Consider the following 16,771-nt stretch of genomic DNA (forward strand, 5'->3'; position numbering starts at 1 on the left):
CCGGGGCCGCCGCGGCGGCCGGCGCGGGGACGGCGGGCGGCGTCGTCCGGGCCGGCGGCGCGTTGGGACGCGGGGTGCCGCAGGCCGCGAGCGCGGCGAGCGCGGCGAGCGGCGGGAGCAGCCTGAAGACGCGGATCTGGAGCACGCGTCCTGTCAACGCCCGGGGCCGGTCGTTCTTCCACGCTGGCGCCCGGCGGCGGCCTCGGGTAATCGAAGCGCCCGAGAATGCGCGCCGAAGACACGCTCCGGGAGCTCGGCTGGCCCCAGATCCTCTCCGCCCTCGGCGACCGCTGCCGCTTGCCCGCGGGCCGCCGCCTCGCGGAGGCCCTCCCCTTCCTCCCCGACGCCGCCGCGGTGCGCGAGGCGCTCCGGACGGTGGACGAGGCCCGGCGCCTGTCGGAGGCCGCCGTCGCCCTGCCGCTCGGTGGCGTCGCGGACGTGGAGGGGTTCCTGGACCGCGCCGCGAAGGGGGGCGTCCTCGAGCCGCTCGCGCTGCGGGAGTGCGCGGCGCTCTCGCGGGCCGCGGCCCGCACGCGCGAGGTGCTCGAGGCGCGCGCCGGCGAGCTGCCGCGGCTGTGGGGCCTGGCCGAGGGGCTCACCCCCGGCGCCGCCCTCGCCGACCGCATCGAGCGGGCGATCGAGCCCTCGGGCGCCATCTCGGATCGGGCGAGCCCGGCCCTCGCGGCGGCCCGCGAGCGGACCCGGGGCCTGCACCGCGCGCTCAAGGCGCAGGTCGAGGCGCTCCTCGACGACGAGGGGATGCAGCGGCACCTGCGCGATCGGTACTTCACGATCCGCAACGAGCGGTACGTCCTGCCGGTCCTCGCGAGCAGCCGGTCCGCGGTCCCCGGCATCGTCCACAACGCGTCGCAGTCCGGGCAGACCCTCTTCGTCGAGCCCGAGTCGATGGTCGAGCTCGGGAACGAGCTCTCCATCGCCACCGCGATGATCGCCGAGGAGGAGCAGCGGATCCTGCGGGAGCTGTCCGAGGCCCTCGGCGCCGGCTCCGGGGCCCTCGCCGCCGACCTCGCGGCGCTGGCGCGCCTGGACGTCCTCGAGGCCGAGGCCCGGCTCGCCTCGGATCTCGACGCCCACGCGCCCGAGGTCGCCCCGGCGAGCGGCGGCTTCGAGCTGCTCTCCCTGCGCCACCCGCTCCTCGTGCTCCAGGGCAAGCAGGTGGTGGCGAGCCACGTCCGCCTCTCCCCGCCGCAGCGTGCCCTCGTCGTCTCCGGCCCGAACGGCGGCGGGAAGACCGTCGCCATCACGGCCGTCGGCCTCTCCTCGCTCATGCTCCGCGCCGGCCTCCCGGTCGCCGCCGCGGAGGGCTCGCGCCTCCCCTTCTTCCTCGAGGTGAAGGCGGCGGTGGACGAGCGCGGCGACCTCGCGAAGGACCTCTCCACCTTCACCGCCCACCTCGCCGCGGTGAAGGACATGCTGGCGGGGGCGATCCCGGGCTCCCTCGTCCTCGTGGACGAGATCGCCGCCGACACGGATCCGCGGGAGGGCGCGGCCCTCGCCGCGGCGATCCTCGAGGCCCTGCTCGAGCGCGGCGCCACCGTGCTCGTCACGACCCACCTCGACGAGCTCAAGGCCATCGCCCTCGTCGATCCGCGCTACGCCAACGCCCGGGTGGGCTTCGACGCGGAGCGGCTCGTGCCGACGTACCAGCTCCACCTCGGCGCGCCGGGCAGCTCGTCGGCCCTGGAGGTCGCGGCGCGCGTCGGCCTCCCGCCCGCGGTGGTGGAGCGGGCGCGGCAGGTGAAGGGCGGCCAGGGGGGCGCGCTCGGCGACGCGCTGCGATCCCTCGACGAGGAGCGGGCCCGGCTCCAGGCGGCGCGGCGCGAGGCGGAGGAGTCGCGCGAGCGCGCGCGGCGCGCGGAGGAGCGCGCGCGGGCCGCCGAGGAGACGGCGCGCCGGGCGGAGCGCGAGGCGGCGGCGCGGATGGGCGCGGCGCTCGCCGACGAGCTCGAGGCCGCGCGCGGCGAGGTGGCGGAGCTGCTCGCCTCGCTCCAGGCGCGGCCGTCGGTGAGGAAGGCGGCCGAGGCGGTGGCGCAGCTCGACGCCTGGAAGGCGACGGTCGGCCAGGCGGCGAAGGCGACGCAGGCGCGGGCGGACGCGGGGGCGGAGGCGCTCCCGGGCGGCGAGGTGAAGCCCGGGGCCCGGGTGCGCATCGCCTCGCTCGGCCACGAGGGCGAGGTGGTGGAGGTGGACGGGCGGGAGGCGCTCGTCCGCGCCGGCGCGCTCAAGGTCCGCCGCCCGCTGTCGGATCTGATCCCGCTCGCCGGGAAGGCGAGGTCCGCCGCCTTCGGCAGGAGCCGGACCGAGAAGCTCGCGGCGGCGGGGTCGGCCCGCCCCTCGGCGCCGCTCTCCGCGGAGCGGCGGCTCGACGTCCGCGGGCTGCGCGTCGAGGAGCTGCTCCGGGAGGTGGAGCGGTTCCTCGACCGGCTCTACGCGGAGGGAGAGCCCGACGCGCTCGTGCTCCACGGCCACGGGACCGGCGCGCTGAAGCAGGCGCTCCGCGAGTACCTCTCGGCGTCACCGTACGTGAGCGCGTTCCGCGGCGGCGACCGGCACGAGGGCGGCGACGCGGTGACGATCGTCACCCTGCGTCGCTAGGCCGCAGCCCCCTCTTTCGCCCGCAACATCCCGTTTCATTGTCCGCGGTCAACAGACCCGTTTGGTGCAAACTTTGCCGCAGGGGCCTGCCTTTTTTGCGCTCGGCCGCCCGCCTGCTATGCTAAACAGAAACCACCCGTCCGTGGATTTCTCACGGTGAAGTCCCGGACCCACCCCGCGTTCCGCATCATGGAGGAACAGCATGAAGCCTCTGAAGACGCTGGTCGCTGCAGGTCTCGTCGCGTCGCTGCCGCTCGCGGCCCTCGCGCAGGCCACCCCGCCGGCTGAACCCGCAAAGCCTGCGGAGACCGCCCCGGCCGCGGCGCCGGCCAAGCCCGCCGCCGCCACCGTCCAGGTCTACGGTACGTTGAACGTGAACCTCCAGACGACCAAGGCCGGAGACGCGACGATCCCGGCGCAGTCCGTCCGGGCGCGCACGGCCCTCTCCGTCGACTCGAGCAACATCGGCGTCCGCGGCGCGCTCAACGTGAACGAGTGGGTCGGCGCCGTCTACCAGTGCGAGACGTCCGCGAACGTGGACGGCATCGGCCCCTCGGGCCTCTGCAACCGCAACAGCCGGATCGGCGTGAGCGGCAACTGGGGCACGCTGTTCTTCGGGAACTGGGACACGCCCTTCAAGGCGGTGGCCTACGGCACCAAGGCCGACGATCCGTTCCTGAACACCGACGTGTACGGGTTCCAGGGCGTCCTGGGGAGCCCGGGCTTCAACTACCGGAGCAGCGGCTGGTCCACGGCCTCGAACACCACCATCACGGGCTTCGACGTCCGGGCCAACAACAGCGTCGCCTACCACTCGCCCAAGTTCGAGGGGCTGAGCGCGAAGGTCCAGTACTCCGCCAACGAGTTCATGAACCCGAGCGGCACGCAGAACCCCGAGCTGTGGGGCGCGGCCGTCAACTGGGACTACGGCCCGATCTCGATCCTCGGCGCCCTCGAGTTCCATGACGACTCCTTCGGCCTCGTCGGGATGAACCGCCCCACCGCCGCCGCGACCCCCCTCGAGGGCCCGGCCTTCGGCGCGACGGCTCCGAACACCGCCGGCACGGCGACCGCCGCCAACTCGGAGAACGACTGGGCGTGGCGCGTCGGCGCCGGTTACGAGCTCGCCTCCCCCGTCGGCGCGACGACGGTGAGCGGCCTCTTCGAGGAGCTCCGCTATCGCCAGAAGCACGCGGGCGCGGGCCAGGTGAAGGAGTTCAATCGCCAGGCGTGGCAGGTGGCCCTGAAGCACCGCTATCTGGAGCACGAGCTCCGCGGCCGCTTCGGCCAGGCGGAGCCCGGCCGGTGCACCGTGGTGGGCGCCTCCTGCTCCACGGCGGGCTTCGGCGCGTACCAGTGGGCGGTGGGCTACTCGTACTACTTCGCCAAGAGCTTCCAGGCCTACGTGGACTACACGCAGATCGTGAACCGCCGGAACGCGCAGTACACGTTCTCGATCGGCGGCGCGTCCGCGGTGGCGGGCAGCACGCCGAGGGGCGCGGATCCGCGGGCGCTCGGCGTCGGCCTGCGCCTGGCGTTCTAGATCATCGCAAGGCCCGGGAGCGGGCGCCGGCCGGCTTCGGCCGCGCGCTCCCCCCGGACGTGAAAACAGGCGGCGCTCCAGAGGGGCGCCCGGGCGTGTCATCGCGCGCGGGCGCCCCTCGTTCGTCCGGCGTCGCAGCTCGCCGTCCACCGCATCGTCCAACCGAACCCGCAGCAGGAGGTCCCACATGTCGAAGCTGCTCGCGTCGGCTCTCGCAGCGCTGGCGATCGCCCTCCCGGATGCCGGCCAGGCGCAGGTGAAGATCGGCTTCATCAACTCCATCACGGGGCCCGAGGCCCCCATCGGGGAGAACCTCACGAACGGCGTCGATCTCGCCGTCGAGGATCTCAGGAAGAAGGGCGTGAACGTCACCGTCGTCCGGCAGGACGACACCGGCAAGCCACAGGTCGCCATGAGCGCGATGGAGCAGCTCGCGACGGGCGACGAGGTGGCGGTGGTGGTCGGGCCGTACACCTCCGCGTCCTCGAACGCGGTGGCGAAGCTCGCGCAGCAGTACAAGGTCCCGCAGATCGTCCCCGCCGCGGCGAAGGAGGAGATCACGCGGCAGGGCTACACGTACGTGTACCGGCTGAACGCGCCGGCGCACCAGTACGCCCAGTCGCTCATCGACGCGGCGCTCGCGTTCGGCAAGCCGCGGTCCATCGCGTTCGTCTACGAGTCCACCGACTTCGGCACCTCGGTCACCGCGGCGGGCAAGGCGTACGCGAAGGCGAAGGGGCTGCGGATCGTCGCCGACGAGACGTACCAGAAGGGGGCGCCGGACTACCGCTCCACGCTCACGAAGATCAAGGCGGCGGGGCCGGACCTCGTCTTCATGGTCTCCTACGTGGCCGACGCGATCCTCCTCATGCGCCAGTCGCGCGAGGTGGGGCTCAAGCCGCAGGCGTTCCTCGGCGGCGGCGCCGGGTTCGACACCGCGCAGTTCGAGAGCGAGCGCGACATCTCCACGCACGTCTTCTCGGTGACGCAGTGGACGCCCGAGAGCTCGCCCGCCTCGCAGGAGTTCGAGCGCCGGTATCGCGCCCGGTTCGGGAAGAAGCCGACCTACCACGCCGCGTGCGCGTACGTCGCGACGCTCGTCGCCGGCGAGACGGCCGCGAAGGCCGGCGGCGACCGGCGGAAGATCCAGGCCGCCCTCGGGAGCGGGCGCTGGAGCGGGATCCTCGGCGACGTGAAGTTCGAGACGTACGAGGGCTTCACGAACCAGAACAAGCTCGTGATGCCGGTGATCCAGTACCAGGGCGGCCGGTCGGTGACGGTGTTCCCGCCGGCGGTCGTCAAGGCGAAGCCGGTGTACCCGTTCCCCGGGTGGAGGTAGGCCCCGACCGCGTCCGGGCGGGGGCCGCTGCCGCGCGCGGCCCCCGCTCCCATAGTCGTCCCGAGGACGTCACCCCGCGTGATCGTGGCGCGTCCGGCCGCCCGGGCGGCGGCCGCGCGCACCGATCGCCCGGCCGTCCGCCGCTCGGCGGCGGCCGCGCGCCGGTCGGCGTGGTGATCCGCCCCGGCTGGAGGAGCACTCGATGGTCGCCTTCGCGCAGTCCGTGCCGGGCGCGGTCCTGATCCTGGGGGGCGGTGTGCCCGCGCTCGCCGGGACGGAGCTCGGCCCCCGGATGATGGTCTTCCTGCAGTCGGTGCTGAGCGGCGTCCTGGTGGGCGGCGTGTACGCCCTCATCGGGATCGGCCTCACGATGATCTTCGGCGTCATGCGCGTCACCAACTTCGCGCACGGCGAGCTCGTCATGCTCGGGATGTACCTGACGTGGGGCCTCTTCCACTGGCTCCGCCTCGACCCGTTCCTCTCGATCGTGCTGGTGGCGCCCGCGCTCTTCCTGTGGGGCGCGTTCCTCCAGCGCGCCTTCGTGAACCGCGTGCTGGACGCGCTCCCCCAGAACCAGATCCTGCTCACCATCGGGCTCGGGCTGGTGATGAGCAACGGCGTCATGCTCGCGTTCACCTCCGACTACCGGATCCTGACCACGAGCTACTCCTCCGCGAGCTACGATCTCGCCGGGATCTCGGTCTCGAAGCCGCTCCTGTACGCGTTCCTCGTCACGGTCGCGATCACGGTCCTGCTGTACGGCTTCCTCCTCCGGACGGACACCGGCCAGGCGATCCGCGCGACGGCGCAGGACCGCGAGGCGGCCCAGCTCATGGGCATCAACGTGCGCTGGACCTCGATGCTCGCGTTCGGCATCGGCGCCGCGCTGGCGGGGGCCGCCGGGGCGCTCATCTCGCCCACGTACTACATCTTCCCGCAGGTCGGCAGCGCCTTCACGCTCAAGGCCTTCGTCATCGTGGTGCTCGGCGGCATGGGCAGCGTGGTGGGCGCCACCCTCGGCGGCGTCATCATCGGGCTCACCGAGTCGCTCGCGGCCGTGTACATCGCGGGCGGCCTCAAGGATCTGGTGGTGTTCGTGCTGTTCCTCGCCCTCCTCGTCTTCAAGCCCTCCGGGCTCCTCGGCAAGACGAGGGCCTGACCCCTCCGGGAGCGCACGCCATGAACCGCCGCCCTCCGCCCGTCCTCCGCCCCCGCGGCGTCGCCGCGCTCGAGCTCGTGCTCTTCGCCGCCGCGGTGATCGCCCTCTGGTGCGTCCCGGTGTTCGTGAAGAAGCCCTACGTCCTGCACATGGGCGTGATCCTCTTCCTCGCCGTGATCCAGGGGCAGGCCTGGAACGTGGTGGGCGGGTACGCCGGCCAGTACTCGGTGGGGCACGCGGCCTACTTCGGCGTGGGCGCGTACACCACCATGATGCTGCTCGAGCTCCACCACATCGCGCCGTGGTGGGGGCTCGGCGCGGCGATCGCCAACGGGGTGCTGCTCTCCTTGATCATCGGGACGATCACCTTCCGCCTGCGCGGGCCGTACTTCGTGCTCGCCTCGATCTCGATGGCCGAGATCCTCCGGTACGCGTTCCTCTACTACAAGGACCTCACCCGCGGCGCGGAGGGCTTCCTCCTCTCGGAGATCCCGACCCTCCACCTCTTCGGGCAGGAGTTCGAGTTCGTCACGAAGCGGCCCTTCTACTTCGTCACGCTCGGGCTCGCGGCGATCACGATCGTCGCGAACCACCTCGTGCAGCACTCGAAGCTCGGGTACTACTTCCAGGCGATCCGCGAGGACCAGGACGCGGCGAGCTCGCTCGGCATCGGCCTCACGCTCTACAAGAGCGTCGCGCTGGCGATCTCCGCCGCCTTCACCGCCCTCTCCGGCGGCATCTACGCGATGTTCGTGAAGTTCATCGCCCCGGACCTCGTGTTCGGCATCGACGTCTCGGTGCAGTTCGTCCTCATCTGCATCATCGGCGGCATCGGCACCATCTACGGGCCGGTGATCGGGGCGATGGTGCTCGTGCCGCTGTCCGAGGTCCTCCGCAACCCGCGCGGCCTCGTGCAGGTGGGCCTCGCCTCGCCGGACTCGAGCTTCGTCCAGTTCGTCGAGGCGCACCTCTCGAACGCGCACCTCCTCGTCTACGGCGTCCTCGTCGTGGTGGTGATCCTGTTCGCGCCGGACGGCGTGCTCGGGCTGCTCCGCAGGGCGGGGGCGCGGCTCCGGCGCCGCCGGGAGGCGCAGGGCGAGGCGGGCGCCGCCGGCGCATGAGCGGCCGATCATGATTCGAGAACGGACATTGGGGAGGGGCCCCACCGCAGGTGGGGAGGGGCGGCGCCCCTCCCCGCGGGACAGCGCGCGCCAGCGCGCGTGGGCCCCGCGGAGTCAGGGGTGGGGCCCCGGCGAGCTTTGCTCGACGGGGCGGGGGCGCAGCCCCCGTACAATATGGCTAAACGAGGGCGCGAGGCGCGACACCGAAGGTGGTCGCGACTCGCGAACCCTCGTTTAGGGAGCGGACCATGCCGACCATCCTCGACATCCGACACGTCTCCAAGTTCTTCGGGGGCCTCGCCGCCAACTCCGACGTCTCCTTCTCGGTGGAGCAGGGCATGATCATGGGCCTCATCGGCCCGAACGGCGCCGGCAAGACCACGCTCTTCAACTGCATCACCGGCTTCTACCCGCCGTCGCGGGGCGACGTGCTCTTCAAGGGGGTCCGCACGAACGGGCTCCAGCCGAACCAGATGTGTCACCTCGGGATGGTGCGCACCTGGCAGAAGGTCCGACCCCTCGCCAAGATGTCCGTCCTCGACAACGTCATGGTGGGCGCCCTCGCCCGGACGACGCGCCTCGAGGTGGCGCGCGAGGTCGCGACGGCCCAGCTCGAGGTGGTCCGGCTCGCGCACAAGGCGGGCGCCATCGCCGGCGGCCTCCCCATCGGCGAGCGCAAGAAGCTCGAGGTCGCCCGCGCCCTGGCGACGCGCCCCGCGCTGCTGCTCCTCGACGAGGTGATGGGCGGCCTGAACCCCGCCGAGTCCGAGGAGATCATCCAGCTCATCCTCGAGCTCAAGCGGAGCGGGCTCACGCAGATGGTCATCGAGCACGACATGAAGGCGATCATGCGGATCAGCGACCGCATCGTGGTGCTCAACTCGGGCGAGAAGCTCGCCGAGGGCGAGCCGCAGCAGATCGTGAACGACAAGGCGGTCGTCGCGGCGTACCTGGGCGAGGAGGTCGCGTAGATGCTGCGGATCGACAAGCTCAACTTCTCCTACGGCGATCTGAAGGTCCTCTGGGACGTCGATCTCGAGGTCCGGGACCGCGAGATCGTCACCGTCGTCGGCGCGAACGGCGCCGGGAAGTCCACCATCCTGAAGAACGTCTCGCGCCTCGTGCGGCCGTCGTCGGGCGCGCTCCGCTTCGGCGACGTCGATCTCCGGCGGCTCGCCTCGCACGAGGTGGTCGAGCTCGGCGTCGTCCACGTCCCGGAGGGGCGCCGGATCTTCCCCGAGATGACCGTCCTGGAGAACCTCCGGATGGGCTCGTTCCCGCGCGCGACGCGCCAGGACCGGGCGCGGAACATCGAGCGCGCGTTCACGCTCTTCCCGCGCCTGAAGGAGCGGCAGAAGCAGCTCGGCGGCACGATGTCCGGCGGCGAGCAGCAGATGCTCGCCATCGCGCGCGGGCTGATGGGGAACCCGAAGCTGCTCCTCCTCGACGAGCCCTCCCTGGGGCTGTCGCCGCTCCTCGTGAAGAACATCTTCGAGATCATCAGGGAGATCAACCGTCAGGGGACGACGATCCTCCTCGTGGAGCAGAACGTGTACCAGTCGCTCCGGCTGGCGAGCCGCGCCTACGTGCTCGAGACCGGGCGGGTGGTACTCTCCGGCACGGGCGCGGAGCTCCTCGACAACGCCCACGTGAAGAAGGCCTTCCTGGGGATGTGATCATGGCGGACACCAAGCTGACCGTCGGTGACTGGATGACCCCGGACCCGATGACGATCGACGAGGAGGCGTCGGTCATCGAGGCCGTCCACGCGCTCAAGGAGAAGAACATCCGGCGCCTGCCGGTGATGAGCCACGGCAGGCTCGTCGGGCTCGTCACCGAGAAGATGCTCCTCGGCTACATGCCCGCGAAGGCGACGACGCTCGACCAGTGGGAGCTCCACTACCTGCTCTCGAAGACGCCGGTGAAGGCGGCGATGAACCCGACGCCGCACACGGTGCGGCCCGAGACCCCCATCGCCGAGGCGGCGAAGCTCCTCCACGACCGCAAGCTGAACGGCGTCATCGTGGTCGATCCGGACGGCAAGCTCGTCGGCATCCTCACCACGACGAACGCCCTCGAGGCGCTCATCTTCTTCGCGGCGCAGGCGGGGAAGGGGTAGGCCCGGCGCGCGGCCCCCGTCCGCCGGCGGCGGCGTGGCCCGAGGCGCTCCCCGGACGACGAAGGCCCGCCGGCGCGCGGTGGCGCCGACGGGCCCGGGTTCAGCCGCTCACGGGGCCGCTAAGTCTAGAACGACTGCTTGAGCGTCGCGTCGATCACCGCGTACGCGAACGTCGGGTTGTGGATGCCCTCCGACTTGTCGGACTCGAGGAGGAGCAGGTTCCACAGGGCCTGCGACCACGTGCCGGCCGGATCGATCTCGGGCGTGGAGCCCGTCGCGGTCGTGACGGTGCCCTTGTAGATCGAGCCGATCACCGCGTTGTAGGTCGTCCCGCCGACCGTGACCGCCCACGTCGGCTGCCCGTGGAACTCCGTCGCGCCGGGCGCGACCGCGCTCGGAGCCGCCGTGAAGGACACGAACACGGACCCGGTGTCGGCCGCGGTCTTCAGCGTGAACGAGCCGGTCCCGGTGGTCACCTCGGCCGCGAGGGCCGTCTGGAGCGAGGCGGCGAGCTTCGCCTTGATCTTGTCGAGCCCCGACGCGACCGCGGCCTTCGTCGCCTCACCGGTCACCGTCGCGCCGTGGCAGCTCTTGCAGATCGTGCCGTCGGCCCGGAAGGTGTGGTTGTCGTTCCCGGTCTTGACGGTGTCGGGGACGAGCTTCACGTGGCAGCCGACGCAGGTGTCGCCCACCGCCGCGTGCTTCGACACGTACGTGCCCTGGACGAAGTAGGCGTTGATGCCGAACAGGACGTCGCCCTGCGGGCCGTGGTGCGGCGTGCCGACCGCCGTGCCCGCGGAGACGAGGCCGCCCCGCGCGACGTGGCAGCCGATGCAGACCGCGCCGGCGCCCACGCCCGAGAAGGAGTAGCCGTCCGGAGCGGCCTTCACCTCGTCCATCAGGCGCAGCTCGGTGGAGTGTGGGTTGTGGCAGGCCGAGCAGGTCTGCGCCTGGCCCTGGCCGGTGGTCGGCGCCGTGACGTTGGTCGCGGAGGCGTCGCCGTTCGCGTTGATGTTCGCCGCCATCTGCGCGAAGCCCTGCGCCGTGTGGCAGCGCGCGCAGTCGGCGTTGTTCTCACCGCGAGCGCCGAGCGTGTTGTTGTGGAGCGACTGGCCCCACAGCTCCACCTTGTCGTGGTGGCTGGGCGAGTCGTGGCACGCGGCGCAGGCACCGACGCCCCACGGGGTCGCGAGCTTCGCGACGCTGCCGCCCGCCGCGAGGTGCTCCGACGCCGGGCCGTGGCAGTCCTCGCACTGGATGCCTTCCTGCGCCTTGAGCAGCGCGTCGAGGCTGGTCCAGTGATCGACGCCGTCGCCCTTCCAGGCGGCGTTCTGGGTGGGACCCTTCGCCGGATCGTAGGTCCCTCCGTTGTCGATCTTCATCATCGTCGTGCGGAGGCCGCCGTTGTCCACGGTGGACGTCGTGAACGAGCCGTTCGTGTGGCAGGCGTAGCAGGTGGTCGAGTAGTCGACCCCCTGGAGGCCCCACTGGAAGATCGTCTCGGCGGTCGTCGCGCCCGAGGCCCGCGAGGTGGGGTCGGCGAAGTAGTCGTGGTTCCCGTGGACGCCCATCGCGTGCGACCAGAGGTCCTTGACGTCCTTGTACCCGGCGCTCACCGCGTAGCTGTTGTGGCAGGCGCAGCCGGAGCCCACGCCGTTGTACGTGGCGGCCGTGTAGGTGAGCGTCGTCGTGCCGTTCGTGAGGGTGTAGGTGCCCGCCGCGGTCGGGACGAAGGTCGGGTTCCGGGTGGTGGCGCCCGCGAGCGTCGTGCTCGGGCCCGTCATCGTCCAGCTGTAGGGCCCCGTCGCGCCGCCGTCGGCGACGACGAGCACGCCGATCGGGCCGGTGGAGAGCCCCTGCGTGACCTGGAGCCCGCCCACGGGCACGCCGAGGGTGACGGACGTGGTGTTCGAACCGTTCGTCGCCGTCACCTTGAACGTGTACGCATAGCTCCCCTTGCCGTTCAGGGAGTTCAGCACGCCCGCGCCGATCCAGGCGAAGCCGGGCACGCGCGGGAGCTTGAACGCCTTGAACTTGCCGTTCCCGGCGTCGAGCCCCTTGAGGAGCGCGTCGAGCCCGTCGACGGTGAAGCCGTCGTTCGCGAGCGTCGGCAGCGTCCCCGTGACGCTCGAGACCGGCGCGACGGTGAAGGTCGTCCCGGAGAGCGACGCCGCGCCCGGGTTGATCGTGATCGCGTCACCCGGATTCGGGGTCGCGCCGAAGGACGGCGCCTTCGTGAAGTAGAGCGGGTTCTTGCGATCGGCGGTGACCGTGACCGACGCGGCGCCGCCCGCGGCGACCGGGACGTCGGCGGTCATCGCCATCGTGTCGTTGTAGTCGGCGCCGCCGCGGCACTGGAACTTGTAGCTGCCGCCCGGCACCTCGAAGGTGGCGACGCCCTTGACGTCGGTCGTCGCCTCGGCGACCACGTCGGCCGTGTTGCCCGTGAAGTCGGGGTTGGTGAAGCAGTACACCCCCGGCGCGGGGAGCGGCGACGCGATGGCGGCGCCGTTCACGCTGGCGAACTGCACCTTCACCGTGATGGTCCCGAGCCCGCCCGGCCCCTGGGCGCCGGGGTCGCCCTGGGCGCCGGTCGCACCGGTCGCACCGGTCGCACCCGTCGCGCCGGTCGCACCAGGGCTCCCGCTCGACCCCTTGCAACCCGCGAGGGCAAGGACGCCCGCGAGCAGCAGCGCGCTCCCCTGCTTCCAACATTGCGTGTGCATGTGACTTGATCTCCAGCAATCTAGAAGGACCACAATCGCCAACCTGCCGATACGACAATCAAATACCTACTGGGGGCATGAGAATCTCCGAACCCTTTGAACGTCAATCGAAGGATTGACGCACCCCGGGGTACGGTTTGGTCGGACGCGCGCGCACTGCGCAATCTCGTCGCAGGTCGGCTTCTCGGGAGACGCGCGTAGCCGCCACACGCCGGATCGGGCGCCACCCGCGCGCAATGCGGCGTGCCATCACGTGAAAGTCACCGGACAGTGAAGCCGCGTCGGCAGCGAACGATTCGCGGTGCGGGGTGTCGGCCGACCCGCGGATATACCGTGGGTGATGTGCGCGCGTTCACGCACCCTGCCCGGGATCGGCCGTGCCATCCTCGCGGGACATCGCGGGTACCGACCCCACGATTGCCCTGCGGAATCGACGATCGCGGGACCGGTGCCGCCGACCTGCGCTCACCCGCGATCCGTACTCAGGGTACGCGACGGGGTACCCCGGGAGTGGGCCGCGCGAACCCGCTCCCCGACCGGGTATGCGCGTGACTGATTGCCGCGCTGCGCGACAACATGACGCTGTTGCAATTCGCGCCGGCGCGCGGCGCTCACCGCGCTGCGACGATCATCGTCGCGGCGCGGGGGGAGACGACGAGATCAGCGGAAGAGGAACTTGGCCGCGGCGACGAGCCCGACCAGGATCGCGAAGCCCCTCATCGCCTCCGGCTTCAGCTTCTGCGCGACGAGGGCCCCGATGAACCCACCGGCGAGCGACGCGACCGCCATCAAGGCCGCGACGTGCACGTCCACCTTGCCGGAGAGCAGGAAGAGGACGAACCCGCTCGCGTTGGAGAGGAGCGCGAAGAGCACCTTGAGCGCGTTCGCGTGCTGGAGGCTGGAGGAGAGCAGGATCCCCATCGCCGCGAGCATCAGGATCCCGATGCCGGCGCCGAAGTAGCCGCCGTAGATCGAGATGAAGAACTGGATCATCCAGAGGACCGCCGGGTGGTTCCCGGCGGCGTGCCGACCGATGGCGCGCTTGATCGGGTTCTGGAGCGCGAGCAGGAAGCACGCGAACAGGATCAGCCACGGGACGACCGCCTCGAAGAACCGCTCCGGGAGGGCGAGGAGCAGCGTCGCCCCGATCACCCCGCCGAGCAGCGCCGGCACGCCGAGCACGAGCGCCCGCCGGCGCTCGTCGCCGAGGTGCCGGCGGTAGGCCCAGACCGAGGAGATCTGGCCCGGCCAGAGCGCGACGGTGCTCGTCGCGTTCGCGCTCACGGGGGACAGCCCGGCGAGCAGCAGCGAGGGGAACGTGAGGAGCGTGCCGCCGCCGGCGACGGCGTTGACGAGGCCGGCCGTCGCGGAGGCGCCGGTGACGAAGAGTCCCTGGGCGAAGGTCACCCATGCTGCCTAGCGCATCGCCGCCCGGCGCGCCACCCTGCCGGGTGGGTTCGGAGGGGCGCCGGACGCGCTAGGAACGACGAGGAGGAATCCGTGATCACCACCACCGACCGCGGCGTGGTCATCCACTTCGCCGGGCGCCACCACCTCTCCCCTGCCCTCCGCGACGGCGTACCCGTGCTCGCCGGGCATGGGGACGGCAGCGCCGAGCGCTGCGGCTGGGCGCCGTTCTTCGCCTCGCTGGAGGAGCGCGGCCTGGCCGCGCGGCTCGATCCCGAGGCGGGTGCGTTCACGACCGCTCCGCGCGCCGAGGCCGGACAGGCCCGGCGAGCTCACCGCGGCGTCGCCGAAGCGCGGCGCTTCCTCGAGGCGCTCCGGGGGCGGTACTCGGCCGGAGCATGACACGTGCCCCGTCGCCGTGATCCGTCACCGCCCCTCGTGACGGGCACGGCCACGGTGACGGCGAATGGATGCCCCGTCACCGCGACCGCCGGCCCTTCCCGCGCCTCCCGCCCTTCCCGCGGCCGGGCCGGGCGGCGCCGCCGCGCTTCCCGCCGTGCTTCGCGGCCTGCTTCCCGCCGCCTCCGCGCCCGCGCCCGCGCTCGGCGTGACCGGTGCCGCGGCGCTCGCCGGGCCTCGGACCGCGCTCGCCCGGCCGCCGCGGCCCGCGCTCCAGGAGCCGGTGCGGGCGCCGCTCGGCCTCCTCCGGCGGCCGCTCCACCGGGGCCTCGCCCACCAGCCGCAGCTCGATCCGGCGCCGCGCCGGGCTCGCGTTCACCACCTCGATCTCGACCGGATCGCCGACCCGGAACGCGCGGCCGGTCGCGCGGTCCACGAGCGCGTGCTGCACGGGGTCGAGCTCGAAGGCGCCGCGCAGATCCTCGGCGCGGACCAGCCCCTCCACGAACCAGCGACGCAGCTCCACGAAGAGGCCGAACTCGACGACCGAGGCGACGACGCCCTCGAACGTCTCGCCGACCTTGTCCTTCATGAACAGCGCCGCGTAGAAGGCGGCGATCTCGCGCTCCGCCTCCATCGACGCGCGCTCGCGCTCGGACGAGAGGGCCGCGATCTCCTCCAGCACGGGCTCGGGCGTGCGCCGCGTGCTCCGCCCCTGCCGGCGCGCCCACTCCTCCTTGATGAGCCGGTGGACGACGAGATCCGGGTAGCGCCGGATGGGTGACGTGAAGTGGAGGTAGTGCTCCGCGGCCAGGCCGTAGTGGCCGATGTTCTCGGGCGTGTAGACGGCCTGCATCATCGCCCGGAGGAGGAGCTGGTTCAGCGCCCGCTGCTGCGGGTGGCCCTGGAGCGACCCGAGGAGCCGGTTCAGCGCGCGGGGATCCGCGGGCAGCTCCGGCACGTCGAAGCCGTGGGTGGCGGCGAGGGCGAGGAAGGCCTGGAGCTTCTCCTCGTCGGGGGAGCCGTGCACCCGGTAGATGGTCGGCAGCTTCCGCTCGCCGAACTTCCGCGCGACGGCCTCGTTCGCCGCCAGCATGAACTCCTCGACGATCCGGTGGGCGCGGTTCCGGGGGCGCTTCTCGATGGCGGCGACGCGCCCCTCCGCGTCGAGGACGATCTTCGCCTCGGGCAGGTCGAAGTCGAGGGCGCCGCGGCGGCGGCGCATGTCCGTGAGCTTCTCCTGCAGCTCGGCCATGAGCTGGAACGACTCCCGGAAGCGCTCCCGCCCCGGGACGCGCTCGCCGGCGAGGACCTTCGCGACCTCGTTGTAGGTGCACCGCGCGGCGCTCCGCATCACCGCCTCGTACACCTCCGCGCTCTTCGGCTCCCCGTGCCCGTCGATCACCATGTCGGCGACCATGCAGAGCCGGTCCACCTCGGGGTTGAGCGAGCAGATCCCGTTGGAGAGCCGCTCCGGGAGCATCGGGAGCACCTGCATCGGGAAGTACACGCTCGTCCCGCGCCGCGCCGCCTCGGCGTCGAGCGCCGACCCCGGCCGGACGTAGTGCGCGACGTCCGCGATGGCGACCACGAGGCGGTAGAGCTTCCCCTTCCTCGACGCGGGGAGGCGCTCGACGTGGACCGCGTCGTCGAAGTCCCGCGCGTCCTCGCCGTCGATGGTGACGAGCGGCAGGCCGGTGAGATCGCGCCGGCCGCGCCAGTCCTCGGTCCGGACGTGATCCGGCGCCGCGACGGCGTCCTCCTGCACCGCCTCGGGGAAGACGTCGGCGAAGCCGCGCGCGTACGCGACCTTGAGCACCTCCACGCGCGGCTCGCCGGGCTGGCCGATCGCCTCGACCACGGTCCCGTGCAGCCGCGCCGACTCCGGATCGAGCGCGACCTTCACGACCTCGCCGTCGCGGGCGGCGTCCGTCTCCGGCACCGGGACCGGCCCCTCCAGCTCGATGTCGGCGGGCAGGACGAAGCTCCGCGCGCCGCGGGCGTGGTACGTGCCGACGAGCAGCCGGCGCCGGCGCTCGACCACCTCGACGATCCGGCCCGCCGTGCGGCCGCCGCGGGCCGGGACGATCTCGAGCCGCACGAGGTCGCCGTCGAGCGCCTTGGCGGCCTCGCCCGGCGGGACGAACACGTCGTCGCCCTTGCGATCGAGCCGCGCGACGAAGCCGAAGCCGTCGCGGTGCTTCTTGAGCGTCCCGACCACGGCGCCCCGCCGGGTGCCCGGACGGGCGCCGCGCGGGCGCGCCGGGGCGCCGGGCCGCTCCGGCCCGGCCTCCTCGAGGGCGTCCCACCCTGCGCGGGGGCGCGGCGCGAGCAGCGCCGAC

The 16,771-nt window shown here is 72.3% G+C and carries 12 protein-coding genes; 9 read left to right on the plus strand and 3 right to left on the minus strand.

The window, feature by feature from the left end; translation table 11 throughout:
• Positions 1 to 225 precede the first annotated feature (225 nt).
• The 8 genes from MNZ27_RS20295 (at position 226) to MNZ27_RS20330 (ending at position 9,897) form a co-directional block, all read left to right on the plus strand.
• Positions 226 to 2,616 (plus strand): endonuclease MutS2, encoded by a 2,391-nt coding sequence (locus MNZ27_RS20295; RefSeq protein ID WP_242395908.1) that lies wholly within the window; start codon positions 226 to 228, stop codon positions 2,614 to 2,616.
• A gap of 202 nt (positions 2,617 to 2,818) precedes the next feature.
• Entirely contained in the window at positions 2,819 to 4,159 is a 1,341-nt protein-coding gene (locus MNZ27_RS20300) for a porin (RefSeq protein ID WP_242395909.1), read from the plus strand.
• A 187-nt stretch (positions 4,160 to 4,346) separates the two neighbouring features.
• A complete protein-coding gene (locus MNZ27_RS20305) occupies positions 4,347 to 5,498 on the plus strand; it encodes an ABC transporter substrate-binding protein (RefSeq protein WP_242395910.1) in 1,152 nt (383 codons plus the stop codon).
• A gap of 202 nt (positions 5,499 to 5,700) precedes the next feature.
• Positions 5,701 to 6,657, plus strand: a complete 957-nt coding sequence (locus tag MNZ27_RS20310) for a branched-chain amino acid ABC transporter permease (RefSeq protein WP_242395911.1) — start codon at positions 5,701 to 5,703, stop codon at positions 6,655 to 6,657.
• Positions 6,658 to 6,677: 20 nt separating this feature from the next.
• Positions 6,678 to 7,778: a branched-chain amino acid ABC transporter permease gene (locus tag MNZ27_RS20315; protein ID WP_242395912.1), complete on the plus strand. Its 1,101-nt coding sequence runs from the start codon at positions 6,678 to 6,680 to the stop codon at positions 7,776 to 7,778.
• Between the two features lie 248 nt (positions 7,779 to 8,026).
• Positions 8,027 to 8,749 (plus strand): ABC transporter ATP-binding protein, encoded by a 723-nt coding sequence (locus tag MNZ27_RS20320; RefSeq protein WP_242395913.1) that lies wholly within the window; start codon positions 8,027 to 8,029, stop codon positions 8,747 to 8,749.
• Entirely contained in the window at positions 8,750 to 9,454 is a 705-nt protein-coding gene (locus MNZ27_RS20325; RefSeq protein ID WP_242395914.1) for an ABC transporter ATP-binding protein, read from the plus strand.
• A 2-nt stretch (positions 9,455 to 9,456) separates the two neighbouring features.
• Positions 9,457 to 9,897 (plus strand): CBS domain-containing protein, encoded by a 441-nt coding sequence (locus MNZ27_RS20330; RefSeq protein ID WP_242395915.1) that lies wholly within the window; start codon positions 9,457 to 9,459, stop codon positions 9,895 to 9,897.
• Between the two features lie 125 nt (positions 9,898 to 10,022).
• Here the strand turns inward: MNZ27_RS20330 and MNZ27_RS20335 are convergent, their stop codons facing one another.
• Together MNZ27_RS20335 and MNZ27_RS20340 are read right to left on the minus strand one after the other, a co-directional pair.
• Positions 10,023 to 12,623: a cytochrome c3 family protein gene (locus MNZ27_RS20335; protein ID WP_242395916.1), complete on the minus strand. Its 2,601-nt coding sequence runs from the start codon at positions 12,621 to 12,623 to the stop codon at positions 10,023 to 10,025.
• A 660-nt stretch (positions 12,624 to 13,283) separates the two neighbouring features.
• A complete protein-coding gene (locus MNZ27_RS20340; protein ID WP_242395917.1) occupies positions 13,284 to 14,030 on the minus strand; it encodes a sulfite exporter TauE/SafE family protein in 747 nt (248 codons plus the stop codon).
• A 93-nt stretch (positions 14,031 to 14,123) separates the two neighbouring features.
• On the opposite strand from MNZ27_RS20340, the gene MNZ27_RS20345 reads away from it, so the two are divergent.
• Positions 14,124 to 14,432: a hypothetical protein gene (locus tag MNZ27_RS20345; RefSeq protein WP_242395918.1), complete on the plus strand. Its 309-nt coding sequence runs from the start codon at positions 14,124 to 14,126 to the stop codon at positions 14,430 to 14,432.
• Positions 14,433 to 14,508: 76 nt separating this feature from the next.
• On the opposite strand, the gene rnr is transcribed toward MNZ27_RS20345, so the two are convergent.
• Positions 14,509 to 16,771, minus strand: a 2,263-nt coding sequence (rnr, locus tag MNZ27_RS20350) for a ribonuclease R (protein ID WP_242395919.1), incomplete at its 5' end; no start/stop codon positions are given.

This window comes from Anaeromyxobacter oryzisoli (genome assembly GCF_022690765.1).
GTDB classification, from domain to species: Bacteria; Myxococcota; Myxococcia; order Myxococcales; family Anaeromyxobacteraceae; genus Anaeromyxobacter; species Anaeromyxobacter oryzisoli.